Annotated in this window: 26 protein-coding genes; 14 read left to right on the plus strand and 12 right to left on the minus strand. The window is 63.2% G+C overall.

From position 1 onward, the window contains the following. Positions 1–2 precede the first annotated feature (2 nt). From ABIE35_RS03665 to ABIE35_RS03680, 4 genes are all read left to right on the plus strand, one after another. Positions 3–668 carry a class I SAM-dependent methyltransferase gene (locus ABIE35_RS03665; RefSeq protein WP_354512488.1) on the plus strand — a complete coding sequence of 222 codons (666 nt, stop codon included), beginning with the start codon at positions 3–5 and terminating at the stop codon, positions 666–668. Between the two features lie 10 nt (positions 669–678). Further along, the gene (locus tag ABIE35_RS03670; RefSeq protein WP_354512489.1) at positions 679–1200 is read left to right on the plus strand and encodes a gamma carbonic anhydrase family protein; all 522 of its coding nucleotides are present in this window, start codon (positions 679–681) and stop codon (positions 1198–1200) included. Between the two features lie 163 nt (positions 1201–1363). Beyond that, positions 1364–1750, plus strand: coding sequence for a PadR family transcriptional regulator (locus ABIE35_RS03675; RefSeq protein WP_354512490.1), 387 nt, complete (start codon positions 1364–1366; stop codon positions 1748–1750). Beyond that, complete coding sequence (locus tag ABIE35_RS03680) at positions 1747–2457, plus strand: hypothetical protein (RefSeq protein WP_354512491.1); 711 nt, start codon at positions 1747–1749, stop codon at positions 2455–2457. Before ABIE35_RS03675 ends, ABIE35_RS03680 begins: the two co-directional genes overlap by 4 nt. 137 nt (positions 2458–2594) lie before the next feature. On the opposite strand, the gene ABIE35_RS03685 is transcribed toward ABIE35_RS03680, so the two are convergent. Both ABIE35_RS03685 and ABIE35_RS03690 read right to left on the minus strand, forming a co-directional pair. Next, entirely contained in the window at positions 2595–4304 is a 1710-nt protein-coding gene (locus ABIE35_RS03685) for a flavin monoamine oxidase family protein (RefSeq protein ID WP_354512492.1), read from the minus strand. Next, positions 4301–5815, minus strand: a complete 1515-nt coding sequence (locus tag ABIE35_RS03690) for an amino acid permease (RefSeq protein ID WP_502921353.1) — start codon at positions 5813–5815, stop codon at positions 4301–4303. Before ABIE35_RS03690 ends, ABIE35_RS03685 begins: the two co-directional genes overlap by 4 nt. A gap of 110 nt (positions 5816–5925) precedes the next feature. Here ABIE35_RS03690 and alr point away from each other — a divergent pair, with 110 nt between their 5' ends. Further along, complete coding sequence (gene alr, locus ABIE35_RS03695; protein WP_354512493.1) at positions 5926–7158, plus strand: alanine racemase; 1233 nt, start codon at positions 5926–5928, stop codon at positions 7156–7158. Further along, complete coding sequence (locus ABIE35_RS03700) at positions 7148–8761, plus strand: PucR family transcriptional regulator (protein WP_354512494.1); 1614 nt, start codon at positions 7148–7150, stop codon at positions 8759–8761. The genes alr and ABIE35_RS03700 overlap by 11 nt, the downstream gene beginning before the upstream one ends. On the opposite strand, the gene ABIE35_RS03705 is transcribed toward ABIE35_RS03700, so the two are convergent. The 3 genes from ABIE35_RS03705 to ABIE35_RS03715 all read right to left on the minus strand — a co-directional run bounded on the left by ABIE35_RS03705 (position 8758) and on the right by ABIE35_RS03715 (position 10550). Beyond that, positions 8758–9291, minus strand: coding sequence for a hypothetical protein (locus tag ABIE35_RS03705; protein ID WP_354512495.1), 534 nt, complete (start codon positions 9289–9291; stop codon positions 8758–8760). The genes ABIE35_RS03700 and ABIE35_RS03705 overlap by 4 nt on opposite strands. After that, positions 9284–9634, minus strand: a complete 351-nt coding sequence (locus ABIE35_RS03710) for a PadR family transcriptional regulator (RefSeq protein ID WP_354512496.1) — start codon at positions 9632–9634, stop codon at positions 9284–9286. The genes ABIE35_RS03705 and ABIE35_RS03710 overlap by 8 nt, the downstream gene beginning before the upstream one ends. A gap of 70 nt (positions 9635–9704) precedes the next feature. Beyond that, entirely contained in the window at positions 9705–10550 is an 846-nt protein-coding gene (locus tag ABIE35_RS03715; protein WP_354512497.1) for a carbon-nitrogen hydrolase family protein, read from the minus strand. Between the two features lie 310 nt (positions 10551–10860). Here ABIE35_RS03715 and ABIE35_RS03720 point away from each other — a divergent pair, with 310 nt between their 5' ends. The 6 genes from ABIE35_RS03720 to ABIE35_RS03745 all read left to right on the plus strand — a co-directional run bounded on the left by ABIE35_RS03720 (position 10861) and on the right by ABIE35_RS03745 (position 18596). Continuing rightward, positions 10861–12051, plus strand: a complete 1191-nt coding sequence (locus tag ABIE35_RS03720) for an ROK family transcriptional regulator (RefSeq protein ID WP_354512498.1) — start codon at positions 10861–10863, stop codon at positions 12049–12051. A gap of 129 nt (positions 12052–12180) precedes the next feature. Further along, the gene (mmsA, locus tag ABIE35_RS03725; RefSeq protein WP_354512499.1) at positions 12181–13737 is read left to right on the plus strand and encodes a multiple monosaccharide ABC transporter ATP-binding protein; all 1557 of its coding nucleotides are present in this window, start codon (positions 12181–12183) and stop codon (positions 13735–13737) included. Positions 13738–13781: 44 nt separating this feature from the next. Next, the gene (gene mmsB / locus ABIE35_RS03730; protein ID WP_354512500.1) at positions 13782–15050 is read left to right on the plus strand and encodes a multiple monosaccharide ABC transporter permease; all 1269 of its coding nucleotides are present in this window, start codon (positions 13782–13784) and stop codon (positions 15048–15050) included. 54 nt (positions 15051–15104) lie between these two features. After that, positions 15105–16202, plus strand: coding sequence for a substrate-binding domain-containing protein (locus ABIE35_RS03735; protein ID WP_354512501.1), 1098 nt, complete (start codon positions 15105–15107; stop codon positions 16200–16202). 224 nt (positions 16203–16426) lie between these two features. After that, positions 16427–17902: an ABC transporter permease gene (locus tag ABIE35_RS03740; protein WP_354512502.1), complete on the plus strand. Its 1476-nt coding sequence runs from the start codon at positions 16427–16429 to the stop codon at positions 17900–17902. Position 17903: 1 nt separating this feature from the next. Further along, the gene (locus ABIE35_RS03745; protein ID WP_354512503.1) at positions 17904–18596 is read left to right on the plus strand and encodes an ABC transporter ATP-binding protein; all 693 of its coding nucleotides are present in this window, start codon (positions 17904–17906) and stop codon (positions 18594–18596) included. Here ABIE35_RS03745 and ABIE35_RS03750 read toward each other — a convergent pair. From ABIE35_RS03750 to ABIE35_RS03765, 4 genes are all read right to left on the minus strand, one after another. Beyond that, positions 18574–19755 carry an ABC transporter permease gene (locus ABIE35_RS03750; RefSeq protein ID WP_354512504.1) on the minus strand — a complete coding sequence of 394 codons (1182 nt, stop codon included), beginning with the start codon at positions 19753–19755 and terminating at the stop codon, positions 18574–18576. The two genes, ABIE35_RS03745 and ABIE35_RS03750, sit on opposite strands and share 23 nt — an antisense overlap. Then, positions 19752–20504, minus strand: a complete 753-nt coding sequence (locus ABIE35_RS03755; RefSeq protein WP_354512505.1) for an ABC transporter ATP-binding protein — start codon at positions 20502–20504, stop codon at positions 19752–19754. The genes ABIE35_RS03750 and ABIE35_RS03755 overlap by 4 nt, the downstream gene beginning before the upstream one ends. 4 nt (positions 20505–20508) lie before the next feature. Then, the gene (locus ABIE35_RS03760; RefSeq protein ID WP_354512506.1) at positions 20509–21606 is read right to left on the minus strand and encodes an efflux RND transporter periplasmic adaptor subunit; all 1098 of its coding nucleotides are present in this window, start codon (positions 21604–21606) and stop codon (positions 20509–20511) included. A gap of 124 nt (positions 21607–21730) precedes the next feature. Continuing rightward, positions 21731–22057 (minus strand): hypothetical protein, encoded by a 327-nt coding sequence (locus tag ABIE35_RS03765; RefSeq protein ID WP_354512507.1) that lies wholly within the window; start codon positions 22055–22057, stop codon positions 21731–21733. Between the two features lie 275 nt (positions 22058–22332). On the opposite strand from ABIE35_RS03765, the gene ABIE35_RS03770 reads away from it, so the two are divergent. Beyond that, positions 22333–23403, plus strand: coding sequence for a Gfo/Idh/MocA family protein (locus tag ABIE35_RS03770; RefSeq protein WP_354512508.1), 1071 nt, complete (start codon positions 22333–22335; stop codon positions 23401–23403). 77 nt (positions 23404–23480) lie between these two features. Here ABIE35_RS03770 and ABIE35_RS03775 read toward each other — a convergent pair whose 3' ends face one another. The 3 genes from ABIE35_RS03775 to ABIE35_RS03785 all read right to left on the minus strand — a co-directional run bounded on the left by ABIE35_RS03775 (position 23481) and on the right by ABIE35_RS03785 (position 25423). Beyond that, positions 23481–23921, minus strand: a complete 441-nt coding sequence (locus ABIE35_RS03775) for a DoxX family protein (RefSeq protein WP_354512509.1) — start codon at positions 23919–23921, stop codon at positions 23481–23483. A gap of 66 nt (positions 23922–23987) precedes the next feature. Further along, entirely contained in the window at positions 23988–24659 is a 672-nt protein-coding gene (locus tag ABIE35_RS03780) for a phosphonatase-like hydrolase (protein WP_354512510.1), read from the minus strand. Beyond that, positions 24656–25423: a GntR family transcriptional regulator gene (locus tag ABIE35_RS03785; protein WP_354512511.1), complete on the minus strand. Its 768-nt coding sequence runs from the start codon at positions 25421–25423 to the stop codon at positions 24656–24658. Before ABIE35_RS03785 ends, ABIE35_RS03780 begins: the two co-directional genes overlap by 4 nt. Before the next feature lie 163 nt (positions 25424–25586). Between ABIE35_RS03785 and ABIE35_RS03790 the strand changes: the two genes are divergently transcribed. Next, positions 25587–26804, plus strand: coding sequence for a TIGR03364 family FAD-dependent oxidoreductase (locus tag ABIE35_RS03790; protein ID WP_354512512.1), 1218 nt, complete (start codon positions 25587–25589; stop codon positions 26802–26804). The last annotated feature ends 10 nt before the right edge of the window (positions 26805–26814 follow it).

The raw sequence follows: 26814 nt of genomic DNA on the forward strand, positions 1-26814 counted from the left end.
GTATGCGGGGCATTCCTCACGCCGAGCACGAGGCTGATTTGGCGGTCTACTACGACCGTCAGGCTCCTGTCCGGAACACCCGCGCGCTCACGCCGCACCGTGTCGAGTGCAGAGAATGGTTCGTCCGGCTCCTGAAATCCGAACACCGTCATTCCCTGTTTGAGCTGGGGTGCGGCACGGGCGTTGAGGGCTTGGAGTTTGTCCGCGCCGGATTGCACTACACCGGGGTGGACTTGTCTTCCGAGAGCGTCCATCTGGCGCGCTCGGCCGGGCTTGAGGCAACGGTGGCCAGCGGCCGCAGCCTGCCCTTCGCGGATGCTGTCTTTTCAGCTGCGTGGACCATGAGCACGCTTCTACATGTCCCCAACAGCGGAATTCACGACGTCGTCAGCGAACTTGTGCGGGTCACCGCGCCTGGTGCGCCAATCGCCGTCGGACTCTGGTCAGGTGAGGATTGCGAAGTCCTCAACCCGGAGGACCTCGAGGAGCCGCGGCGGTTCTTCAGCCGCCGCAGCGATGACACCGTGCTCAGGATCTTCGGCGAGCATGGCTTGGTTGAGCATTTCCGGACCTGGCCCGAGGGCGTCGGCGTAGAGTCCGGGCCCGGTGCGGGCAGCTGGGTTCAGCACTATCAGTTCCTGGTCCTCCGCACCCCGGCACCCAACTAAGCTGGGCACCATGGCTCCCTCTTACACTTTCGCCGGGGACACCCCGGCCATCCATGAAACCGCGTTCGTGGCACCCACTGCATCCATCATCGGCAAGGCCACCCTGGCCCAGGACTCCAGCGCCTTTTACGGTGTCTCCGTCCGCGCGGACACGGCAGCGATCAGCGTCGGCGCTGGCTCCAACCTGCAGGACAACGTAGTCCTCCACGCCGACCCGGGCTTCCCCTGCACCGTAGGCGAGCGCGTCTCCGTGGGGCACAGCGCAGTAGTCCACGGCTGCACTGTGGAGGATGACTGCTTGATCGGCATGAGTGCCACCATCCTCAACGGGGCGGTGATCGGCACGGGCTCGCTCATTGCCGCCGGCGCCGTGGTGTTGGAGGGCACGGTTATTCCCCCACGCTCCCTGGTGGCTGGCGTGCCTGCGAAGGTCCGCCGTGAACTCACCGATGAGGAGTTCGATGGCGTGAAGCACAACGCAGCCCACTACAGGGAGCTCGCAGCTGCGCACCGGGAGATGCACGGGAATTAACGAATGCGGGGCCTGCTCTGCGTCCCCACCGCCTCCCTGACTTCGCAAGCTCAGCCAGGGAACCCGGGCGGCGTGGGCCCTGCGATGGGTTTAGGGACGCAAGGCGGGCCTCGCATCATTTAAGTAGCTTTACAGACAAACTACTTAGAGTGACAATATAGTCATGAACGAATCCAACCCTGATCCTTCGAGCCCGGAAGGCACCGAATGGCCAAGTGATTGGCTGAGGGCGACACTGGGCTTCCTGGCGCTTCGTGCCCTTGCCGCCGGACCTTCGTACGGCTACGCGATCATCAGTGAACTTGAACGTCGCGGGTTTGGCACCATCAAAGGCGGCACGCTATACCCGCTCCTCACCCGCTACGAAGCGGCCGGCTTGGTCACCACCGAGTGGCGTGCAGGCGACGGCGGTCCCGGCCGCAAGTATTTTGCTTTGACTGACCACGGGCGCACGGAAATGCTCCGGCTCAGCGGGGACTGGCTTCGGTTCACACACCTCAGCAACACCTACCTCGACGACGGTCAGCACACGAAGGAGTCCAGCACATGACGCAGGCAACGACGGACAAGAAGTGGTTTGACGAACTCGTTCTGGAGCTTCGCCTCCGCCAGGTGCAGGGGGACGCGATTGGCGATGCCGTGGCAAGCGCCCGAGAACTCCTCGCCGATACCGGACAGCAGGCTGAGGAGGCGTTCGGTCCGGCGCGTAGTTACGCCGCCGCGTTGGAACTACCAACCGCACCGAAACACGAATGGGTCAATAAGGCACTGTGCCCAGCCCTGCTGGGTCTCTTGGCCTTCTTGGTCTTCAACCAGGCGGTTGTGCCCTGGGTCCGGTCCGAGGTGCTGCTTGTTTCGCCGGCACAGGCAGCTTTTCTGGCAACACCACTTGTGGTCATTGCTCTCCTGCCGCTTTATATCACGGCAGCAGTCCGCCGCATCTGGGTGCTCATAGCCCTCGTTGCCATCTGCGTGGTGTCAGGGCTCCTCTCCGGAATTGCAGCCCCGACCCATCGGGCGGATGCGTGGCTGGAACTGGATCCCCTCCCCTGGCTCGTCGGCAGCGCCACCATCATGCTGGTTATTTCGATCTTTAACACGGTCCGGGGTCTCGGTGCCGGCGACGACATCGTCGACCCACGCGCCGACACCCCACGCAGCACTGGGATGCGCACAAGGGCGTTCGCGCTCATCTCCAACTGGCTTTTCCCGACCTTCTCGCTGGCAGTGCTCGGACTCGCTGTAGCGCTCAGCTAGGACACGTTAACGGCGAATGCGAGGCCCGCTCTGCGTCCCAAGCAATCATAGGGCCCACACCGCACGGGTTCCCTGGCTGAGCTTGCGAAGTCAGGGAGGCGGTGGGGATGCAGTGCGGGCCTCGCAACGTTCGGCGATTAGTCCAGGCTGATCGGGCCGAGCTCGTCCAGGAGGTCGCCGGGGCCCGGGTTGCCGGAAGCGGACGTGCCACCCAGGTGGTTCACCACTCCCCACACGGCGTTCAGGCCCGTTGTCACAGCGCCCTCAGCCCAGCCGGCGGTGAAGGACACGTCGTCACCGGCGAGGAAGATGCCGCGCTGGTACTCCGGCAACTGGTCCTGCTTGAAGTGCGTGAACAGGCGCTGCTGGTAGCGGTAGTGCCCGGGCAGGTTGGCCTTGAAGGCGCCCATGAAGTTGGGGTCCGCTTCCCAGGACACGGTGATCGGCTGCCCGATGATGTGGCTCGCAATGTCCACGCCCGGGTAGATCTGTTCCAAGGAGTGCAGCATGAGCTTCACCCGCTCGTCAGCAGTCAGGGCCAGCCATTTCAGAGCGTCGTCGTTCCACGTGTACGAAAGGAGCATGACTGCAGGCTTGTCCGGACCGTCGTCGAGCAAGTAGGTGGCCCGGTTGAGGCGGTCGGTGAGCGTCATGGACAGGACTTCACGTCCAGTCTCGGGATCGATGTCCTTCCAGAAAGGCCGGTCCACCATCACGAACGTCTTGGACGACTGCATGTAATGCGAACGCTCGATCGCGGTCCACAGTTCAGCGGGAAACAGTGCTTCCTCGGTGTGGATGCGCGTGGACAGCAGCCAGGACTGGCACGTGGTCACGACGGCCTGGTACGTGGCTTCGCGTCCCCAGTTCTCGCGGACCAGGAGGTCGCCGTTCTCTGCCCGACGGATGTTGTCCACAGCGCCGCGGGGCGAGCCGGAGTGCAGGGATGCGAGCGAGGTGCCTTGCGGCCAGTACAAAAGGTCCGACGGCGCGTGGTTCCAGAGTGCCTCGGGGAGCCTTTGCGCTCCTCCCGCAATGGAACGGTGCTGGTCGTCGGCGTCGGTGTAGACCACACGGAGGATTTCGAGGATTGAGTTGGGGAAGTCGGTGTCCCAACCGCCCGTACCGAAGCCCACCTGGCCGAATGCCTCGCGGTGTGCGAAGCCGGCTTCCTTGAAGGACTTGCTGGCGGCGATGAAGCCGTAGAAGGTCTGCTCGTCGAGTTCAGGCAGCAGCGCGTTCCAGATTTCCTTGATCCGCTTGGTGTCGCGGGCCTTGATGGCTTCCTGCATTTCCGCGAAGGCTGCACCGTCGTTGACTGCAGCCTTCCAGGCATCGGCCACTTCGCGGAAAAACTCCGGCAGTTCATCGGCCGTAGCGGCGTAGTGCTTCTTACCCGCGAGCTCAATCACGGTGGAGGAAGTCGCCGGCGCCATGGGGTTCGGGAAGTCCTGAGTGTCCAGCCCAAGCAGGTCCACGTAGTGGTAGAAAGCCTTGCCGGACACCGGGAAGCGCATGCCGCCAAGATCTGCCACGACGCCGGGCGCTGACGGGAAGCTCGCAGTCCGGAGACGCCCACCAATTTGATCAGCCTCGTAGATGACGGGCTTGAGGCCGAGCTTCATCAGCTCATAGGCGGTCACCAACCCGGACAGGCCGGCGCCGATGATGGCTACCTCCGTACCATGGAGCTCCTCGGGGACTGAGCCGAGCCCGTCGGGGTGCGCAAGATAATGGTCGTAGCTGAACGGGAAATCCGGATTCAACATGGTGATGGGGGCTCCAGCGGCGGCTGCGTCAGGCGCTCCTGGTTCCTCGATGAGAGGGAGTTCTGTGGCGATGGTCATGATTTTGCTGCTTTCACAGATTCCGGGCTCACTGCCCTGGTTGTCAGTTCACGGTAGTCCTGCTCGCTGAGCTCGGCTACCTTGGAGTTCCGGCGTCCATAGCCGAAGTAGACGGCGATGCCCACCAGCATCCACACACCGAAGGTGATCCAGGTGTCGGCGCCGAGGTTGAGCATCAGGAAAGCGCACATCAGGGTGCCCAGGATCGGTGTGATCGGGTACAGCGGGACGCGGAAGCTCCGCTCAAGGTCCGGACGGTTCCGCCGAAGGTAGATCACAGCAACGTTGACCAGTGCAAAGGCGAACAACGTGCCGATGCTGGTGGCATCCGCGAGGGCACCAAGCGGCACCAAGCCGGCCGTGATGGCGACGGCGATGCCAACTATCAGCGTGCCAGCCACCGGAGTGCCGGTGCGGCGGGACACACGGCCAAAGACCTTGGGCACCATGCCGTCACGGGACATGGAGAGGAGGATACGCGTCTGTCCGTAAAGAACAGTCAGCACGATGCTGGCAATCGCGAGCACTGCACCTGCTGAGAACACCAAGGCAATCCAAGGTTGGCCGGTGATCTCATGGAGAATCTGCACCAACGCAGCTTCAGTGCCGTCGAACCAACCCCAGGGCCGGGCGCCAATTGCGGCCACGGCTACCAACACGTAGATGGTGGTGACGATGACCATGGAGAGCATGATGGCCCGCGGCAGGTCCCGCTTGGGGTTCCTGGCTTCCTCGCCAGCGGTGGAGGCGGCATCGAAGCCGATGTAGGAGAAGAAGACACTCGAGGCGGCAGCGGACACCCCGGCTGCACCCATGGGCAAAAGTGGCTCGAAGTTGCCGGCGCTGAAGGCGGTGAAAGCCACAGCACAGAAGAAGAGCAGGATGCCCACCTTGATGACGACAATCGCCGTATTCACCCACGCACTTTCGCGGGCGCCCCGGACCAACAGCACCATAGCAAGCAGCACAATCACCATGGCCGATACATTCACAACGCCGCCCTCTCCGGGTGGCTGGCTGATGGCATCCGGGAGGAACACTCCGAAAGCCGCAAACGTTTCGTTGACGTACTGGCCTGCACCCACAGACACGGCCGCTACGGAGACCGCGTACTCCAGCACCAGGCACCAGCCACAAATCCAGGCCATGCCCTCGCCCATGGTGGCGTAGGAGTAGGAGTAGCTGGAGCCCGCCACTGGGACGAGCCCGGCCATTTCCGCGTAGGACACGGCGGAGAGCAATGCAGCGAGGCCGGCGACGACGAAGGAGATCCAAATAGCAGGACCGGCCAGCGGCACGGATTCGCCGAGGATCACCAGAATGCCGGTGCCCAGCGTGGCACCGACGCTGATCATGGTCAGCTGGAAGACGCCGAAGCTGCGGACCAGCGGCGTTCCACCTTCGCTGCTTCCAGCTTCATCGACCATCTGGCCAATGGGCTTGCGACGCAGAAGTTGCGCGCCGAGGCTCGGCTTGCCCACGCTTGCCGAAGCCGTGTTTTTGGTGTTCACAGGCACAGTCACCCTTGACGTCCCTTCAAAGTAGTTTTGATTTCCCCTCCACAAGAGTCGCATGTGAGCCACCTCTCACCGCGGTGCAAAATGACCTATAGTGTTCAACCATGAGACGTAATGCACACTATCAAGAGGCAGCCACGACTGCCCTCTCGGGACAGGTCAACGTGGACCTGTCTGCTATTTCAGACAACATCCAAGCATTGAAAAAGCGCACGTCTGCGCCACATTTCATGGCAGTGGTCAAAGGCAATGCCTATGGCCATGGACTGGTTGAGGTAGCCCGCACAGCAGTCGATGCAGGAGCCGACTGGCTCGGAACCGCCCAGCTCAGCGAAGCTATTGAACTCCGTAAGGCAGGCATCACGATACCGATCCTGTCATGGCTCTATCTGGCATCCCAGACGAGTGCCACCATCTTGGAGGCCTTGGAAAATGACATCGATGTTTCCCTCGGAAGCGTCAACCAACTCGAGGTCCTGGCTGGCATCGCCAAACGCCTGGGCCGTCCCGCCGTCGTCCATTTGGAATTGGACAGCGGCCTCAGCCGCGGCGGTGCGCGCAAGGAGGACTGGGCTGAACTTGTGGGGCAGGCACGGGAAGCTGAACTTGACGGGACCCTCCGTGTTCGAGGCCTCTGGACCCACCTGGCCTGGGCAGATGTCCCGGCGCACCCCGGCAACGCCAGCGCCGTAGCAGAGTTCGAGGACGCCGTGGGCCAAGCTCGCCAGGCAGGACTGACCCCTGAGCTCCGGCATGTTTCCAGTTCTGCGAACATCCTGGACCGGCCGGAATTCCACTTCGACATGGTCCGCGCGGGCCTTGCCATTTACGGGCTTGCCCCGGCCGATCACCTGAATCCGGCCGACTTCGGGCTACGGCCCGCGCTTAGCGTGACCGCGCCGCTGGTCATGGTCAAAAAGGTCCCCGCCGGCACTGGCGTCAGCTACGAACACCAAGCGATCACTTATGAGCCGCGCTACCTCGGCCTCATTCCACTGGGTTACGCGGACGGCATCCCCAAGGGGATCAGTGGCCGTTCCGTGGTGAACATCGCGGGCCGCAGCGTGCCGGTGATCGGCAAGGTCTGCATGGACCAGTTCATGGTGGACCTTGGCCCGGACGCTTCGGGAATTGCCGTTGGGGACACCGCGGTGTTGTTCGGCGACCCTGCATCCGGAGCGGCGAGCGCCGACGATTGGGGCGCCGCAATTGGCAGCCACGGGGACGAGATCATCAACCGGATTGCCCCGCGCCTTCCCCGCGCCTACGCCAATACCGCTTACGAGTGCCCCGACTACCAGGAACCGGCCACCGCCGGGCAGGACAATGACGCCTGAGCCCGCCACCGCCCGCCTGAGTTTCGTCACGCTCGAACAGTTTGTGGAGCAGCTGCCGCCGGAGTTGAAAATGCTTCACGACGGCGGCAGCGGCGCCTCGTTGCTGCGGTGGGTTGAACCGAGTGAGCTTGAGGACCCCACGCCGTACCTGCCGGAGGGCGAGTTCCTCCTGACCGCCGGGCTGCCTTTCCTTGGGAAGGGCGGCTCGGCGGCCAAGGTGGACGCCTATGTTCAGCGACTCGTGGGCGCCAAGGTGGCGGCGCTCGGCTTTGGGATCAGGCCCTATTTCGACGCCGTCCCGGACGCCCTGCTGGAGGCTTGCCGCAAGCACAACCTCACGTTGTTCGAGGTACCCGAATCCGTGCCGTTCGCGGCGATCGGGCTGGAGTTTTCCCAGCTCCTGGAGTCTGACAATGCCCGGGTTTTCCGTCAACTGGCCGAGACCAACCGGCAACTCATGCGGGCGGTCCTCTCCCCCAGGCCCGAGCACGAACTCCTCGCGGCCCTTGTGCAAAGGGTGCCCGTGTGGGCTGTCCTGATGGGAGCCGACGGGCGGGTTCGGGCGCGCGGGCACAATGCCGGCGGCAGCAACGGCGTCGAGCTTTCATTGCTTGCCCCCATGCTGGAGCGGTTGCTCTCCGGCAGCGGTCCGCGGGTTGAGATGGATGGTTTTGAAGAACCCGGCTCAGCCTTCGTGTTTGGGCATCCGCTGCGCAGCACCAAGGACGCCAACCTCGGCGCCCTGATTCTCGGCTCGGACACTCCACTGACGCCAGCGCAGAACAATGTGGTGCAGTCTGCCGTGGGCCTTTTGGAATTGCTGGTTCGGCAGCGGACCAGTGGATCTTTGGCCCCGAGCCAGTTGGCCACGGCAGCGCTGCTGCACCCTGATTCGATGACGTCGGGCGGCACTAAACACGTCAACGGACTCAAGGACCTGCTGGCTCAGAGTCTCTCCTCAACCCGCTCGGCACAGATGCGGGTAGTACAGGGCGTCAGGGTGGACGGTGCGGCCGACGACGGCCCCGTCCGCGAGCTTCTGCAATGGCGCAGGCTGTTCGACACCAAGCTGGTAGAGATCACTGATTACGGCTTCGTTGCCATTACCCGTTTCAAGGTGGATGACTCGTTGCTCGCCGATGTGGAAAAACTTGGTTGGCGGCTGGTGATTGGCGAACCGACTGAGCTTTTTGGCCTGCAGGCAGCCTACAAACGAGCGGATTCCTTGCGCAGCCGTGTGGTGACAACCGGCAAGAGCGCACGCGTGGACGAGGTGACCTGGTCCGTCGCCGGACTTTTGGGGCGCGAAGCAGGGACCCTCCTGGCCGAACGGCTCCTTGCCCCGGTGCTTTCGCTTGAACCGGATCGTCGTGACCCCCTTCTGGCCGTCCTGCGCGGCTGGCTCAGTGAAAACGGCAGCTGGGACGGCTCGGCCAAACTGCTGGGCCTGCACAGGAACAGCGTGCGGCGGCAGATCGGCGTTCTCGGCGAACTGCTGGACATGGATCTCAACCAGGCGCAGGTCCGGGCTGAGCTGTGGTTCGCATTGCAGTACGTGGACGAGCTGGTGGCGGGACGGCCCGCCGAAAGCGCCGTGGGCTAGGGGCGGAGCCGGACTCGCCAGGATCTGGCTGCGAGCAGGAAGGCAATTGAGGCGATGGCGGTGGGGAGGATGAGCCAGGCCCAGTCGCTGGTCCAGATAACGCCAATGGCTCCGGCGGCGGAATACGCGCTGACCTTGATGGTGAAGAACGTGGCTTCGGCCTGGGTGGATCCTAGTGACTCAACGGCGGCGAGCATCCCGGACACAAAGGAGAGGAACACTATCCAATAGACCAAAAGTGCCGCGCCGGCAGCGATCACACCGACGGACCATAGCGGCCTGCGATGCGAATCGTTGGCGTACTGCTCAGCGAGTACTTTGGGTGAGCCGAGGTCTCGGAGGCTGGTGGTCACATCCCGGGGGTCATCAGCCAGTGTTTGTCGGAGCTCTTTGACCGTTGCTCGGCGTGCTCTACCCGGCAGGACTGATTCCAGGTGCCAGTCGAGCCGGGTGAGGTAGAAGTCGGCTCGTAGTTTTTCACCGAGCGAACGGCGCCGGCCCGGGCTGGTTTCCAGAGTCTTGTCAGACATAGGGAGTGTGCTCCTTCTCCGTGGAGGCGTTAACGGCAGAGGCTACAACCTGCCACTGTTCGTTTATGGACACCCGTGCTGTGAGGCCTGCTTCTGTCAGGGCGAAGTACTTCCTGTGTGGCCCGCTCGTCGATGGCACCATGCGCGCAGAGACCAACCCGTCACGTTCGAGTCTGCTGAGCAGCGGATACATCAGTCCGGTCGGTACTTCCAGGCCCAGCTCTGCGAGACGTTCGATGAGTTGGTAGCCGTAGGATTCCCCACCGGCGAGGAGGGTGAGCGTCAATAGAGGTAGGGCGGCCCGGGTGAGTTGAGCGTCCTGCTGCGCCTGTATTCTCGACATAGTAGTAATAAATCATTAATACTGATGCTGCACAAGCTAAACGGAGAGCTTCTCAGCCGGCCTGCAAGGCCTACCGGTTACCGCCCTGCTCCCAACGGTCGTAGAGTTCCGGGCGGCGTTCGCGCAGGTAGGGGACTTCCTCGCGGGCTGCGTTCACTGTATCCGTGCCGACTTCCGCGAACAGCAGAGCCGGGGACTCCCCGGCTGCGGCGAGTAAAGATCCGTCCGGACCGGCCACGACGCTGCCCCCCAGGAACGAGTAGATATCCTCGTGGCCGGAGTGGTTGGCGTACGCCACGTTGAGCTGGCTTTCCAACGCACGGGCACGGATCAGCACCTGCGGGACATTCTCGAATCCAGCGGACAGCGCAGTGGGCACCAGCAACAGCTCCGCGCCCCTCGTCGCTGCAGCGCGAACGGCTTCGGGGAACTCAACGTCATAGCAGATCAGCATCGACGTACGGATCCCGTTGAAATCCACGACGGCGGGAGGTTCTTGGGCGCCGACGAACGCCTTGTGTTCCTCCGGACCGAAGAGGTGGACCTTGGCGTAATTGAGGACTTCGTTGCCCGAAGCGTCCAGCAAAGTAGCCGTGATGTGCCAGCGACCAACGGCGGAAGCCGGCTCAGCGCCGTCGTCGTGCGATGTCTCTTTGGCCGCCGGAAGGCTGTAGACCAGGCCAATGCTGTGCCGGCGGGCGATGCCGGCCAGGCGTTCACGGATCCCGGGAAGTGTGGCGGGGTCCAGTTCGGCGTGCAGACGCAGCGGGGCATACCCCACAGGGAACAACTCAGGCGTGAGGAGCAGCCCGGCCCCGGCGTGAGCGGCGCGCTGGGCGGCGTCGTCGATTGTGCGCAGGTTCGCCTCAACGTCCATGACGGAAGCGTTCGCCTGAAGGACTGAGAGCAGCATCATTACCACCTAGGTTTCTCCTGTTCCCGAGAGCTCTTACACGTGCCCGGGAGATTTCTTGCTTCCAGCGTAGGCGCGGGACTCACGCCGCGGGTGAGGCAATTGGACCTGCATGCCTCCGAATCGGGACGCAATGCACGCAACTCAGCTGTTACGGGGCCCGCTCTGCCCACCAAAAGACCGAATTAGAGCGCATAGCGGGCCTCGCAAGGGGTACATATGTCGTGATCTTGCGTTGGAGTATGTCGGGCAGGGTTGACTTGTTGTGTTCACTTCTTGACTACAACGTTGCTTGTGGGGCAATCTTCTTGTCATGCCCGCTACGCAGCGCTCAACGAAGAGCCATCCAAGAAAACCCGGCTCGCAGTCAGCACTGCGCCACCTGAATCAGCAGCGCATCATTGAGTGCCTGCTGAGCGGTCCTTCCACGCAAGCCGAGCTCTCGCGACAGACCGGGCTGTCCACCGCAACGATTTCCAACATCGTGAAAATCATGCAGGACGCAGGCCTCGTTTCCACCGAACCCACCACCAGTTCCGGTCGCCGCGCAACCAACGTCAGACTCAACAGCAACGGCGCCGTGGCCGTCGGCATCGACTTCGGACGCCGCCACCTGCGCGTAGTCCTTGCGTCACTGGGATACCACGTCATTGCCGAGGATTACATCGAATTGCCGCTGGGCCACCAGGCGGAAGAGGGCATCGCGGCGGCTGTCCTGCTGCTGGAAAAACTGCTCCAAGAGAACGGCATCGACCGCACTGCCGTAGTGGGCGCGGGCGCGGGCATCCCCGGCCCGATCGACCGCCGCTCCGGAACAGTCGCACAAGGCGCAATCCTCCCTGAGTGGGTAGGCATCGATATTCTCCACCGGCTGGAGGAAGCGCTGAATTGCCCCGTGTTTGTTGACAACGACGCCAACCTCGGTGCGTTATCCGAAGTGACGTGGGGACCCCACAGCGGGGTGTCCAACCTGATGTTCCTCAAGATCGGTTCGGGCATCGGCGCGGGCCTGATCCTCAACGGCTTCCCCTACTACGGCAACGTGGGCATCACGGGTGAAATAGGCCATGCGACCATCCATGAGCACGGCCTCGTGTGCCGCTGCGGGAACAGGGGTTGCCTCGAAACGATAGCGTCCACCACCACCATGATCGAGCTGCTGGGCCGCGGCCAGGAGACGCTGCTGACACCCCAGGACATCGTCCGGAACTGCCTCGCCGGCGACTCCGCAACACAGCGGGTGGTGGACGACGCCGGACTGGCGGTAGGACGCGCTTTGGGCAACGTTTCCAACCTCATCAACCCTGAAGTGATCGTGGTGGGCGGCCCCCTGGCTGGTCTCGGCGACCTCTTGCTGGACCCCATCCGCAGGGGCCTGGTGCGGCACGCAGTGCCAGTGGTGGGCGAGACAACCCACCTCGCAATGTCGTCCCTCGGCGCGCGCGCAGAGGCCCTGGGAGCCGCCGCTTTGGTGTTCCAACACGCAGGTATTACCGGTAGGTAACGAAATCGTTAGCTGGATCATGCGTTCAAGTCTTGACGACAAGACGGGTGATCCAGTTTACTTTTTCATCAGACAGCCTCGCCATTGCGGGGCCGACAACGAAGTCATGCATTGGAGGCGTAAGGGCTGATGACATCCCTCGACACGCAAGGTGATCCCATCCTTTTGGAGATGCGCTCGATCACGAAGGAATTCCCCGGCGTGAAGGCCTTGTCGAACGTGAGCCTGCGTGTGATGGCCGGCGAAATCCACGCAATCTGCGGGGAAAACGGTGCCGGCAAGTCCACGCTCATGAAGGTTCTTTCCGGCGTTTACGGGTACGGAAGCTACACGGGAGACATCGTGTACCAAGCCGAAACCCAGCAGTTCAAGGACATCCGCGCCAGTGAAGCGGCTGGCATCGTGATCATTCACCAGGAACTGGCACTGATCCCGGAACTGTCCATCATGGAGAACATCTTCCTCGGCAACGAACCCACCAAGTGGGGCGTGATCGACTGGGCCGAGGCCCGCAAGCGCTCCCTCGAACTCCTGGCCCGCGTTGGGCTCCGCGAGGATCCCGATACCCCTATCAAGGAAATCGGCGTCGGCAAGCAGCAACTGGTGGAAATCGCCAAGGCACTGAACAAGTCCGTGAAGCTCCTGATCCTGGATGAGCCCACGGCTGCACTGAATGAATCCGACTCCCAGCACCTCTTGGACCTGATCCTGGGCCTCAAGGGCAAGGGCATCACCTCGATCATCATTTCCCACAAGCTCAACGAGATCGAACAGATTGCGGACGAGATCACCATCATCCGTGACGGCAAGTCCATCGAGACCCTGAACGTCAAGCGCGACGGCGTGGACGAGGACCGCATCATCAAGGGCATGGTGGGCCGGACGCTTGAGTCCCGCTTCCCGGAACACGAACCCAAGATCGGCGAGGTCTTCTTCGAGGTCAAGGACTGGACGGTCGGCCACCCACAGATTCAGGACCGCCTGATCTGCAAGGGCTCCAACTTCTATGTACGCCGCGGCGAAATTGTCGGTTTCGCAGGCCTCATGGGCGCCGGCCGCACGGAACTCGCGCGGTCCCTGTTCGGTCACTCCTACGGCCGCTTCATCAAAGGCCAGGTCTACAAGGACGGCAAGCAGGTCAACCTCCGCAGCGTCAAGCAAGCGATCGACGCCGGGCTGGGTTACGTCACTGAGGACCGCAAGTCCCTGGGCCTGAACCTGCTGGATGACATCAAGACCACCACGGTTTCGGCGGCGCTGAACAAGATCAGCAACTACTCCGTGGTGGATACCCGCAAGGAATTCTCCGTTGCCGAGGAGTACCGGAAGTCTTTGCGGACCAAGACCCCGTCGGTTGAGGAAGGCGTAGCCAAGCTCTCCGGTGGCAACCAGCAAAAAGTGGTGCTGGCCAAGTGGATGTTCACCGATCCGGACCTCCTGATCCTGGACGAACCCACCCGCGGGATCGACGTCGGTGCCAAGTACGAGATCTACGGCATCATCCAGAAGCTCGCCAACCAGGGCAAGGGAGTGATTGTCATTTCCTCGGAGCTCCCGGAGCTCCTGGGCCTGTCCGACCGGATTTACACCATTTTTGAAGGCGCCATCACCGGCGTCCTGGACAAGAACGAAGCAAGCCAGGAAAGCCTCATGAAGCTCATGACTTCCGCCCGCAAGACAGCCTGACCGATGGCCCAGCCTCACCCCTTCCTGACACAAGGACCTAAACAATGAACGCGCTCAAGAAGCTCTTTGGTGGCAATACCCGCCAGTTCGGCATGATCTTCGCCCTGGTGGCACTTATCGTCTTCTTCCAGATCTTCACCGAGGGACGCACCCTGACCCCCGGCAACGTGATCAACCTGTTCAACGGCAACTCCTACATCCTGATCCTGGCCATCGGCATGGTCCTGGTCATCATCGCCGGTCACATCGACCTTTCCGTGGGTTCCGTGGCCGCCTTCGTGGGCGTGTTCGTTGCCCTGGCGATGCGGGACTGGGGTTTCCCCTGGTGGGCCGGTGTGCTGTTCGGCCTGGTCCTTGGCGCGGTGATCGGAGCCTGGCAAGGGTTCTGGGTGGCGTATGTGGGCATTCCCGCCTTCATCGTGACCCTGGCCGGCATGCTCCTGTTCCGCGGTTTCAACCAGTTCGTCGGTAAGTCCAACACCATCCCCGTTCCCAAGGAATTCCAGTTCCTGGGTTCCGGCTACCTCCCCGAAGTTGGCCCCGACACGGGCTTCAACAACCTCACGCTCCTGCTTGGCCTGATCGCCGTCGCTTTTGTGGTCATCATGTCCCTGCGTGCCCGCGCTACCGCCAAGGCACTTGGCGCCGACGTTCCCGAGCTCTGGGTTGAGGTCACCAAGCTGGTCCTCATCTGCGGTGCCATCCTCTACGCCACGTACCTCTTCGCCACCGGTCGCCCAGGAACCTCCTTCCCCATCCCCGGCCTGATCCTCGCGGTGTTGGTCCTCATCTACGGCTTCATCGCTGACAAGACCGTCCTCGGACGTCACGTCTACGCAGTGGGTGGCAATCGCCACGCAGCAGAGCTTTCGGGCGTGCAGTCCAAGAAGGTCAACTTCCTGGTCATGATGAACATGTCTGTCCTGGCAGGCCTGGCCGGCATGATCTTCGTTGGCCGTTCCACCGCCTCCGGCCCGTTCGACGGCGTCGGTTGGGAACTGGACGCCATTGCGGCCGTCTTTATCGGTGGCGCAGCAGTCACCGGTGGCGTTGGCACCGTGATCGGCTCGATCGTCGGTGGCCTGGTCATGGCCGTCCTCAACAATGGCCTCCAGCTCCTGGGTGTCGGCGCCGACCTCACCCAGATCATCAAGGGCCTTGTCCTCCTGGCCGCGGTGGCGTTCGACGTTTACAACAAGTCCCAGGGCAAGCGCTCCATTACCGGGCTGCTGATGAAGAACTTCCAGCGCAACAACGAGATCAAGCCCGACGAAACCACCTCCACCAAGGAGGTCATCTCCAAGGAAGCGTAATCCGCTCCCTGACAGACTCGCTCCACCCCACCCACACAGAAAGTGAACCAAGATATGCGAATGTTTGGTAAAGCAGGAAAGGCAGCAGCAGTCGCTGCCATCGCGGCACTGGCGCTGACAGCCTGCGGCCGCACTGACAGCGGCTCAAGCAGCAGCACAGCAGGCGGGGAAGCGTTCCCCAAGGACTCGCTGATCGGCGTCGCACTTCCGCAGAAGACCAGTGAAAACTGGGTCCTCGCGGAGAAGCTGTTCAACGACGGCCTCACCAGCGCCGGCTTCAAGCCGGACGTCCAGTTCGCCAACGGCGGCGTATCCGAGCAGCAGAACCAGATCAGTGCCATGGTCACCAAGGGTGCCAAGGTCATCATCGTCGGTGCCATCGACGGTGCGCAGCTGGGCACCCAGCTCCAGCAGGCCAAGGACTCCGGGGCAACGGTCATCGCTTATGACCGTCTGCTTCTGAACACCGAGAACGTGGACTACTACGTGGCCTACGACAACTTCAAGGTGGGCGAACTGCAGGGCCAGGCCCTGTTGGACGGCATGAAGGCCAAGAAGGCAACCGGCCCCTACAACATCGAACTGTTTGCAGGATCCCCGGATGATGCCAACGCAAAGGTCTTCTTCGACGGCGCCATGAGCGTCCTGAAGCCGAAGATCGACGACGGCACCCTCAAGGTGGTCTCCGGCCAGACCTCGTTCGAGCAGGCTGTGACCCAGGGTTGGAAGGCAGAAAACGCCCAGCGTCGCGCTGACACGCTGCTTACCGGCAGCTACGGCACCGCTTCCTTGGACGGCGTCCTGTCACCGAACGACACCCTGGCCCGCGCAGTGCTGACGTCCGTCAAGGCCGCTGGCAAGCCGCTCCCGGTTGTCACCGGCCAGGACTCCGAGGTTGAGTCCGTCAAGTCGATCATGGCAGGCGAGCAGTACTCCACCATCAACAAGGACACCCGCAAGCTCGTTGAGCACGCCATCACCATGGTGAAGGATCTCCAGGCCGGTAAGGAACTGGAAATCAACGACAAGGACTCCTACAAGAACGGCGTTAAGACCGTCCCGGCTTACCTCCTCCCGCCGCAGATTGTTACGGCAGAGAACGTCAAGACGGCTTACGTTGACGATCCGGTACTCGGCCCGATCACCAAGTAACACCGCTTAAAAGCACGACAGTCAGCCCCGGTCCGCCAGCAGGCGGGCCGGGGCTTTGGCTTGCCTCCCGCACCGCGGACGGCTTGCCTCCTGCACCGCTGACGCAGGTGCTTTCACAGCCCACGCATAGCTTCGGCTGGCTTGCCGCACAGCAGCGCTCAGCAAGGTAGGAGTTGCAGCCCGCGTTCAGCGGGCGGACAAACCTGCAGGTCAAGAGGAGAAACGTGAGCGTCCTTGCCCGAAGCGTAGGCAATGCCTTCCGCAACAAGATCAGAACGGCAGCGGTAGTTGCCGTACTGGCCGTAGCCATTGGCTTGGCGCTGGCCATGCTGGTAGCCAACCAGGCGGTCGGTGCCAAAGTCCAGGAGCTCAACGCGTCCGTGGGTACCACCCTGACGGTGAACCCCGCGGGAGGCCAAGGCTTTGAAGGCGGCGGCGAACCACTCACGACGGCGGATGCCGAGACTGCAGCGTCGGTCGCCAACGTGACCTCCGTGGTGGGCACCAAAGCACTGCGCCTCCAGACAGCGACCACGGGAACCACGGATCCAAGCACCGGAACCACCCAGCAGGTTGGTCCCGGCGGCGGCTTCGGTCCCGGCGGGCAGCAGGCGACGGTCAGCACCAACCTGACAGCCGCCGTCGACGCCGGGACGCTCGGCAACCGCAACGGCTCCGCTGGAACAACAGGTACCACCGGCAGCACCGGGACCACCACCCAGCCCGCGCGTACTCTTCCGATCACGGCAACGGGTATCGGCGCCGAGGTAGACAGCACGGGCAAGGCCTTGAACATCACCAGCGGCACAGGCTTGAGCGATTACACCGCAGCCGAAACCAAGGCACTGGTGGGCGCGGCACTGGCTGAGAAGAACAGCCTGACAGTCGGTTCCACGTTCACCATCCAGGACAAGACCTTCACCGTGGCAGGCATCTTCGACGCCGGCACCACCTTCGGCAACAACGCCGTCTACGTCACCCTCCCGGAAGCCCAGACACTGGCCGAAACCCCGGAAGAACTCTCCAGCATGATCGTCACGGTTAACAGCATGGAGAACGTGGACAGCACCAAAACCGCTGTCCAGGACGCACTCGGTACGGACAAGGCCGACGTGACCCAGGGCCAGCGCAACCTCGAGACAGCTGTCAGCTCATTGGACAGCGTCAAGAACATCTCCCTGATCGCCTTCATCGCGGCGTTGGCCACCGCAGGAATCATCATCCTGCTCATCATGGTGATGCTGGTCCGCGAGCGCCGTCGTGAGATCGGCGTCCTGAAAGCGATCGGTGCACGCAACCGCACCATCGGCCTGCAGTTCGTCCTGGAGTCGCTGGTCCTGGTGGCCCTTGGCAGCGTGGTGGGTGCTGTGATTGCTTCGCTTGCCAGCGGCGGTATCGCATCGGCGCTCATCAGTTCAAACACCACCACGACGGCGGCAACCACCACCCAGCGCGGCGGCGGTCTCGCTGGGGCCATGCCGAACGGGCCGGTTCCTGGTGGCGGCGGCTTCCCGGGCGGCGGACAGGGCGGCCCGTTCGGCGGCGCGTCGCAGCTGCTCACCTCTGTCACCGCGAGCGTCTCCCCCGGTGTGCTCGCAGCCGGTATCGCAGCAGTGTTCGCGGTGGCCATCATCGGCGCGCTCGTCCCGGCCTTGCTGACCGCCCGTATCCGTCCCATCGAAGTACTCCGAGGAGAATAGCGTGATCGTAGTCAAGGACCTGGTCCGTCAGTTCAAATCCGGTGACCGGACCATCAAGCCCGTCAACGGCGTGAGCTTCGAGCTCGAAAAGGGTTCGCTGGCATCCATCGTGGGCAAGAGCGGCAGCGGCAAAAGCACGCTGTTGTCCCTCTTGGGTGCGCTGGACAAGCCCACCTCAGGTGACGTCGTCGTGGATGGCGTCAGCCTGGCGGGACTTCCGGACGGCAAGCTGACCGAGTACCGTCGCCGGGACATCGGGTTTGTGTTCCAGCAGTTCAACCTGATTCCCAACCTCAGCGCCGTGGACAACGTGATGCTGCCCATGGAGTTCGCGGGCGTCCGCAGAGCGGCCAGGCTGCAGCGTGCCAAGGACTTGCTGGAACAGGTGCAATTGGATCCGGAGAAGCACCCACGCAGGACCAACCGGCTGTCCGGCGGCGAGCAGCAGCGTGTGGCGATCGCCCGGGCGCTGGCCAACGAGCCCAAGCTGATCCTCGCTGATGAGCCCACGGGCAACCTGGACGAGCAAACCGGTGAGCACATCATCGAGCTGCTGAGCTCACTGAGCCGCGACCACAACACCACCATCCTGGTGGTCACGCATGACCGCAGCTTGGCTCAGAAGACCGAACGCTGCTTCCGGCTTCAGCAGGGCCGGCTCACGGAGGAGGTCAGAACCGGATCGCGTCGATAACTTTGACGCGCACCGCCACGAGCGCGGGGATGGCACCGGCGATTGCGCCCACAAGGACTGCCGCACCGAATCCCAAAAACGCGGCGTCGATGGGGAATGCCGGGTATTCGGTGAGCCCTGGGGCAACCTTCGACTCGATCCACGGGTGCTTCACCACTGCGACTGCCAGCATGACGCCCGCCAGGCCAGCGACCGCGGTGGCCACCACGGACTCCATCATGACGCCCACGAAGATCCGGCCGGAGGTTGCACCGAAGCTTCGTCGGATACCGATTTCCCGGACCCGGTAGCGGACCGTGACCATGGAGATGTTCAGCATCCCCACGGCGCCAAGCAGCAGGACCAGACCGGCTACTCCCCCCACCACCAGCTGCACGGGAGCCAAGGGGTCGCCCCATGCGGCATAGTCCATGCGGTCTGCCTGGGCGTAGAGGCCGGGGAACTGCCCTTGGAGGTCGGCAGTAATCGCTCCCTTGAGGGCCTCGGCCTGCTCCTCGCCCACCCACATTTTGAACTGAGACATCTGGGACTGCATCCCAGTCATCGCAGCTCCCTCGGAAAGGATGAACGCGGCAGGCGGGGTGTCCGGGTAGGCATCAGGCACGACGCCGATGATCACCGCCGTGGCAGGCTGGTCACCCGGGATCCTCACCGTGGGATTGGCCGACAGGTTGGGCCGGCCGGCTTGGTTGTAGAAAGCCTCGGAAACCACGATGGCGGGCGCAAGCCTCTGGCCGTCGTCGGCCGCGAACCAGCTGCCCTGCTGGAGCGGGACCCGGTGGATAATGCCGTAGCCGACGTCCACGATGGTGACGTTCACGCCAGTCACACCCCGGGGAAATTGAAAGCCGGCTTGCGTCTGACCGACGTGGGTGGAAGTGGTGATGCCGTAGCGCTGCTGGATCCCTTGATAGGCCTTTTCGAGCTTTGCTGGATCCGGCGGGGTGGGTCCGCCGACGTTCAAGGACAGCGTCGCTACCCGGCCGCCGTTTCGTTCAGATTGATATTTGTAGCCTTCGCGAGCTAGATTTCCGACGCCCACCACGGAGGTCAGCGCGGCCACGGACAAGGCCACTCCAAGGAGAGCCAAGAGAATCCGGACTTTGTTGATTCGAAGTTCCTGCCACGCTTCAACCAGCGTGGATACAAAGCCGGTCATGCGCTGACACCTGCTGCTGCGGGAACCGACAGTGGACTGAGCACGCCGGAGTCCAGCCGGTAACAGGCCCGGGCCAGGGCTGCCACGTTGGTGTCGTGGGTGATGGTCACCAAAGCCGCCGCGGTTTCCGTGGCGACGGTGTCCAGCAGTGCCATGACGGACTGGCCGGTTTCCACATCCAGTGCCCCTGTGGGTTCATCAGCCAGGATGAGCCGTGGCCTCCGGACCAAGGCACGGGCAATCGCTACACGCTGCTGCTCACCGCCGGAGAGCATGTTGGGCATAGTGTTGGCCCGGGCGGCGAGGCCCACGCGGTCCAGCATGTCCATAGCGATCTCACGACGGCGCCAGAACTCCTTGCCCTTGGCGTAGAACAAGGGGGTGATCACGTTGTCCAGGGCGCTGCGTCCGGGCAACAGGTTGAACTGCTGGAACACAAAGCCCACGGTGGAGCCGCGCAGGCGTGCCCGGGCGTTGTTACCGAGCCTGTCCGCGGGTTGGCCGAGGAACTCCAGCTCACCCGACGTTGGGACGTCCAGCAGGCCGAGCAAATTCAGCAGCGTCGATTTGCCGCAACCGGAACGGCCGACGATGGCGGTGTGATCGCCGCTGTACACCTCAAGGTCGATGCCCCTGAGGATATGCAGCTGCTGCTCGTCCGGCAGCGTGACAGACCGGGTGACTGATCGCAGGCTGACCAGCGTTTCCTTGGGAGTTTCCTTTTGCGGTTCCTCGCGTGAGTCGTCCACGGGCCTAGCCTGCCGGAGCGTAGGCGATCTGGCCCGGCCCCATCATGGGGTTCGGGGCGGCCGGTGCACCGGGAACGAACTCCAGAACCTGTTCGCCCTCGGCGAGCCCGGAGGTCACTTCAACCACGGAGCCATCATTGAGGCCCAACTGGACGGTTCGCTGCTCAGGAGCCGCCCCGGCCCCGCCCGGTCCGGCAATCCATACGATCCCGTCTTTGACGCTGCCCTTCACCGAGGTCAAAGGAACCGTCACAACGTCAGGAGCAACTCCTGCGCTGACCGTCATGGTGGCTCCGAGGCCTGCGAAGACCTGCTGGTCCGCAGGAATCGCGCAGCTCAACGTACCCGTGGGAGTGCCGCCTTCTTCAGGCTGGCTCCCGCCGGCCCCGGGACCAGCGATTGCTGTGCCCACGCCCATCCCGGCACCTCCGCCGGTGGCGGCCAAACCGCCCGAGGCGCTGCCGCCGTCGTCGGACGCGTTGTTCTTAAGCGTCACTTCGGCGCACTGGAACGGCGCCGGTCCACCCACCAACGCAATCTCCGCGGGGCCCGGCTTGCCCAGCAGGCGGTACTGCTGGGCGGCCGTCACTGAACCGGCCACCGTGTAGGTTCCGGGATCGATCTTGCCCACTGCCTCGCCGACGGTGACCTGCTGGTCTATGAGCGTTGTGAGCTGCTGCAGGGTCCCGGCGCTGGGAGCAAGGATGTCGAAGTAGTCGTAAACGGGTTTGGGAGCCGTTGGGGTCCCGTCCTTGGAAGTCTGCGTGGTGGTGACTGGTCGCTCAGCTTTGACCTGAAACAGGGCTTGGCCCTCGGCCACGGTGGCGCCTTCTTCAACAAAGACTTTGATGACCTTGCCCGCGGAAGTGCTGCGGACGGTATCGGCGGCGTCGCTCTGGACGGTGCCCTTGATCTCCACGGTGTTAGTGACAGTGGCGCGGGTGGCCGGGACCACCGGGATATCCACCTGGGCCAAGGGCGCCGGCTCGGATCCGGTCGCTTCAAGGCCATCGACAAAGGCGATTTTGACCAAAGCCACCGCGATAATCGCGAAAACCAACAACCAGGCAACCGGCAAAATGACGCGCCGAAAAGTACCCATCCCTGCTCCATTTCGGTAACTCCCCACAGAACCTCTGCGAGGGATGATGGGCTAAGCCTAAGCGAGGAATTTTGTGCTGCCGGCCATTCGTATGACTTGACAGAATGCTTAGTCTGTCGGGATTTCAGAAATAAGCATGAGGATCCGCAAGCGCCGAAAGAGCTCCCACCACCACCACGGTCAACGGGACGGCGCACAATACGATGAGAGGCCACCAAGATGACAGCCGGCGGGCGCCGCTGTGTGCGCCCTGCGACATCATGAGGCACGGTAGGAAGAACGGAAGAAAAAAGACGCCGAACGCCAGCACCGCCATCAGGAGTTCGCCTTCATAACATCCGGATCCCAAGGTGTCCTGGGTGCATTCCATCCGCGATGGGTAGAATCCAAGCGCAAACCCGAGGAATGCAGCAGCGGGCACTGAAATGATGGCACCGATCACCGAGACCACTATTAGGGCACCTCGCGGGCCCTCTGAAGGCCTTCTCGTTTTCGTTTCCACATTCCCCCGATTACTGCATTTCCAGCCGACGCTACCAGCATGTCCGGACCGGCTGCGCCATGTGGGCGGGCCCACCCCTGCCCGCCGGGCGCACCCCTCGTTTTCTGCGGGCGCACCCGTACCCGCCCAGCGCACCAGAAGTTACGGCAGCGAGCGGCGTGAAAGGGTGCGGCACCCTGATCCCTTAGCGGTCAACGCTTGCCCGAAATGAGAGGATGTCAGTCATGACCCTCCCTATCGCCAAGCCGTGGCTGTCCTCCCAAACCAACCAGGATCCCCGGGCAACCACCGGCCGGCGCTTGAAGTGGGGCGTGGTGTCTACAGGCAACATTGCCAACAGTGTTTCCAAGGACCTGGCCCTGCTGGAAGATGCGGAGCTTTACGCCGTGAGCTCCCGGACGCAGGCTGCCGCTGATGCCTTCGCCCACACGCTGGGTTTCGCCAAGGGCTACGGGGACGACGGCGGCGTTCCCGGCTACCAGCGCTTGGTGGAGGACCCGGCAGTGGACGTGGTCTATGTGGCCACTCCCCATGCCCAGCACTTCCTGATCGCCTCGGCCGCCCTGCGTGCCGGCAAGCACGTGCTCTGCGAGAAGGCCCTCACCATCAACGCCCGTGAGGCCTCCGAGCTGGTGAAACTGGCCCGGGAAAACAACGTTTTCTTCATGGAGGCCGTGTGGAGCCGCTTCCTGCCGAGCATGCAGCGGGCGTTCGAAATTGCTGCCTCTGGCGAGCTTGGACAGATCCAATGGGTCAGCGCGGATCTTGGCTTCCCGGCGCCCTACGACCCTTCGGCCCGTATCTGGGCCCTCAATGATGGTGGTGGCGCACTTCTGGACATCACCGTCTACCCACTCCTCTGGGCCTTGGGCACGCTGGGTTTCCCGCAGTCCGTCACCGCGATCGGCACCCTTAACGATGACGGGGTGGACACCCAGAACGCCCTGACCTTGGGCTACTCCAATGGTGCCCAAGTGCAGCTGACGTCGTCCCTGATGGCACATGGACCCAGGACTGCCACCGTGGCGGGCGGACTCGGATTCCTGCAGACCGTTGGCTCAGTGAACAACCCTCGCGAGCTGATGATCCGGGTCGGTTGGGACGAACCGCGCCACGAGCACTTCGATGTGGTGGGCACGGGCTACACCTACGAGCTCCGGGAAGTGACGCGCTGCATCCAGCAAGGCCTCACTGAAAGCCCGGTGATGCCGCTGGAAGACTCCATCAACGTCATGCGCCTCTTCGACGGCGTGCGCTCCCAGCTGGGGATCAGGTATCCGAACGACGCGCGGTGAGGCGCCCCGGCGGTGACTCCAGCCCGGCGACGAGTGCCGTCGTCGTGAGTTAACCCAATCGCATTAACCCCGAAGGGCTAACGCCGCGAGCCGGCTGATTGCCGGGCCAGCTTGCGGTCCAAGGACAAAGCTCCGGGTCCCAGGAAGATGAACGCCACCGAGATGGCTGCGTAGATGATCAGGAGCTCGGCGGTCACCCCTGCCTTGTCCGTGAGCAGGGGTTTGCCGGCCTCGGTAACGAACCAGATTCCAGCGAACATGATGGCGGCGAGGAACCCTGCCACGCGGGTCAGGGCGCCAAGGACCAGAAGCAGGCCCAGCCCCAGCTCGCCGGCGATCACCAGCCACGCCACGATCTCCGCCTTCTGCACGCCCATGGCGGCAACCGACGCGGCAAAGGCAGCGTGCCCGGCCATGAGCTTCTGGATACCGTGGACCATGATGAGCGCGCCGAAGACCACGCGCAGGATGGTGACGCCGCGGGCGGAGGACTTGGGTGACGGGTGAAGGAATTTCACGCGTTCCAATCTTCCATGCATGGGGCTGGGGGCCAAACGCCGGCAGTACGGGCCTGACGCTGGGGATCAGGAGAGCAGCGCCGGAATGTCCTTCACGCCGTCCAGGATGTGGTGGTGCGGGTGGACGGACAGGTCTTCGCGGCCCAGTTTGCCGGTCAGCACGCCCACGGCCGTGACGCCGGCGTTGTTGGCAGCGGCGAGGTCATTCACAGTGTCGCCCGCGGCCATCACGGCGCGGACGTCCTGGACTCCGGTCAGTTCCATGGCCCGGTGAATCATGTGTGGTGCCGGTCGTCCGGCGGCTACTTCGTCGGAGCAGACGACGGCGTCGAGCAGGTTATCGTCGTCGACGCTCCAGCCCAGCCGCTCCAGGAGGGGCTCCGCAACGTCGCGGGAGAAGCCGGTTGTCAGGGCCACTTTGATGCCTTGGCTGCGGAGCGCGCGGAACGCGTCTTCCACGCCCTCCAGCGCGACCGGCGGGTTGGCGTCGTAGAACTCCACGAGCAATTCCTTGAAGCGCTGGAATGCGGCCGCCACTACTTCAGGCGTGGCCGCTCCCCCACCAGCTTCAATGAGCGCCGTAATGGCCTCAACTTTGTCCGCGCCCATCCATTCCTGCACAGCCTCGGGTGTGGTGGTCACCCCGGTTTCCTCAACGCAGCGGGCAAGGGCTACGTACACGTCGCCGTGTTCGTCGATGGTGGTTCCGGCCATATCGCAGGCAACAAGCTTGATCATGGGGTGGCTCCTTCGGTATGGATGCGGACCAGGGCGGCCCGGCGTTCCACGGTGTTGTCGATGGTGAAGTTGGTGAGCGCCGGCAGGTAGCGGTCCTCGGAGTATTCCAGGGGCTGCCCGTCGGCGGAACGGGTGATGCGGCGTTCGCGCAGAAGCGGAATACCTTCGGGTTGCTCCAACAGTTCGGCGTCCTCGTCACTGGCAGCAACGGCGTCGATCGTGTGGCGCGCACTGTGCAGGTCTACACCCTGCTCTTTGAGGAACGCGAAGATGGACCCGGAGTCGGTGTCGAAGTCGAATAGCTTGCGTCCCACGTCCAAAATGAACGTGGTGCGCTCGATCATGGCCGGCGCCTCATCCAGATAACGGACGCGAAGGACCTCCACCACAGTGGTGCCAGGCATCAGGCCGAGTGCCTCAGCGGCTTCCGGACTGGCTTCGCGCCGGGCCACTTCGAGTGTCCGCTGGCCGGGCTTTTTGCCGATCCCACTGGCCCACTCAGTGAACGAGTTGAACGTGGAGAACGACTGCGACGGCACAGACGAGCGAACCATGGGAGGGCGCCCCCGTCCGCCTGTGACAGCACCTTCGGAACGGAGGAACGCGAGTGCCTGACGGATCGGGCCACGCGACGTCCCGAACTCGCGGCACAGCTCCGCTTCACTGGGCAGTTGGAAGCCCGGCGGCCAGTCGCCGTCGGTAATCCGGCGCATGAATTCTTCGCTCAGCTTGGCGTGGAGGGGCGCATTCGTCTGTGTGGTCACCAGTTGATAATACAAGTCACTTCGCGCGAAAACAGCTGTTTGGAGGGCCTGTAGATGAACTTGGTATGAACTCAAATGAACAGAAGTTAAAATCAGGTTAACTTGTATATACAAGTGCCAAAATGGCTTGATTCCCCGTCCATCAGCCGCCAGTCTCAATGCTGTGAACAACCCAAGCACTTCCCACACCGCCGCCAACAGCACCGCGAACCAGCCCACCGACGTCGTCATTGTCGGTGCCGGAATCGTGGGCCTGGCGCACGCCGCCCACGCTGTTGCCAACGGCCTCACCGTCACCATCATCGAGCGCGACCACCACGCCGCCGGTGCCTCCGTCCGCAACTTCGGCCACTGCTGCATCACCGCACAGTCCGGCGAGCTCTACGAACTCGCACAGACCTCGCGGAAGTACTGGCTGGAGTTCGCCGAGCGCGCCGGGTTCTGGGCCGCCGAATCCGGTGCCGTCGTCCTGGCCCGCACTGAGGCCGAGATGGACGTCCTTCGCGAACTCTCCGAGGTGCGCGAGCCTGGACAAGTCGAGCTGCTCTCCCCCGCCGGGACCCGGGAACGGCTGGGCGCCTCGGCTTCCGCTGTGGAGGAGGCGCACGACGACGCTGCTGCTTCGGGCACTCAATGGCCAGGCCTCGTTGGCGGCGCCTTCCTCCGGGACGACCTTCGCGTCGACCCCCGCACCACGGTCGCAAAGTTGGCCGAATGGCTGAGCCGGCAGCCCGGCGTCGAACTCCACTGGAACACCGCCGCGCTGGGCTTCAGCCGGAATACCGACGGCGTGACTATGCAGACATCGCGGGGCACCTTTCAAGCGAAGCAGGTTTTCGTGTGCGTCGGCCACGACGTCGACTACCTCTTCCCGGACCTCGCCGAAGAACACCGGATCCAGCGGTGTGCTCTGCAGATGTCGCTGGCGGCCAAGCCGTCCGGTATCGAATTCGCTCCTGCAGTCCTCACCGCAACATCCATGCTCCGGTACCCGGCGTTCACGGACATGCCCGCTGCCGCTGCACTCCGCTCCGAGGTGTTGGAGAACCAGCCCGAATTGCTGGAGATCGGCGCCAACGTCATGTTCACCCAACGCCCGGACGGGACGCTCATTCTGGGCGATTCCCACCACTATCACCGCACTGCCGATCCCTTCCTGGACGAGTCCGTCACCTCCACGCTCAACGCCGAAATCACAGGCCGGATCGGCGAACCACTGGAGATCATCCAGCGCTGGCAAGGCATCTACGCTTCCTCCGACGTAGCGCCCATCCTGGTCCGCGAGGTTCAGCCCGGCGTCACGGTGGTGTCTGTGACCTCCGGCGTGGGCATGACCCTGTCCTTCGGTTTGGCACACCGCAACGTGTCGCGCCTGTACTGACTTTCCCCCT

Origin of the sequence: Paenarthrobacter sp. 4246 (assembly GCF_040546855.1) — a bacterium.
In the GTDB taxonomy this organism is placed as follows: Bacteria; Actinomycetota; Actinomycetes; order Actinomycetales; family Micrococcaceae; genus Arthrobacter.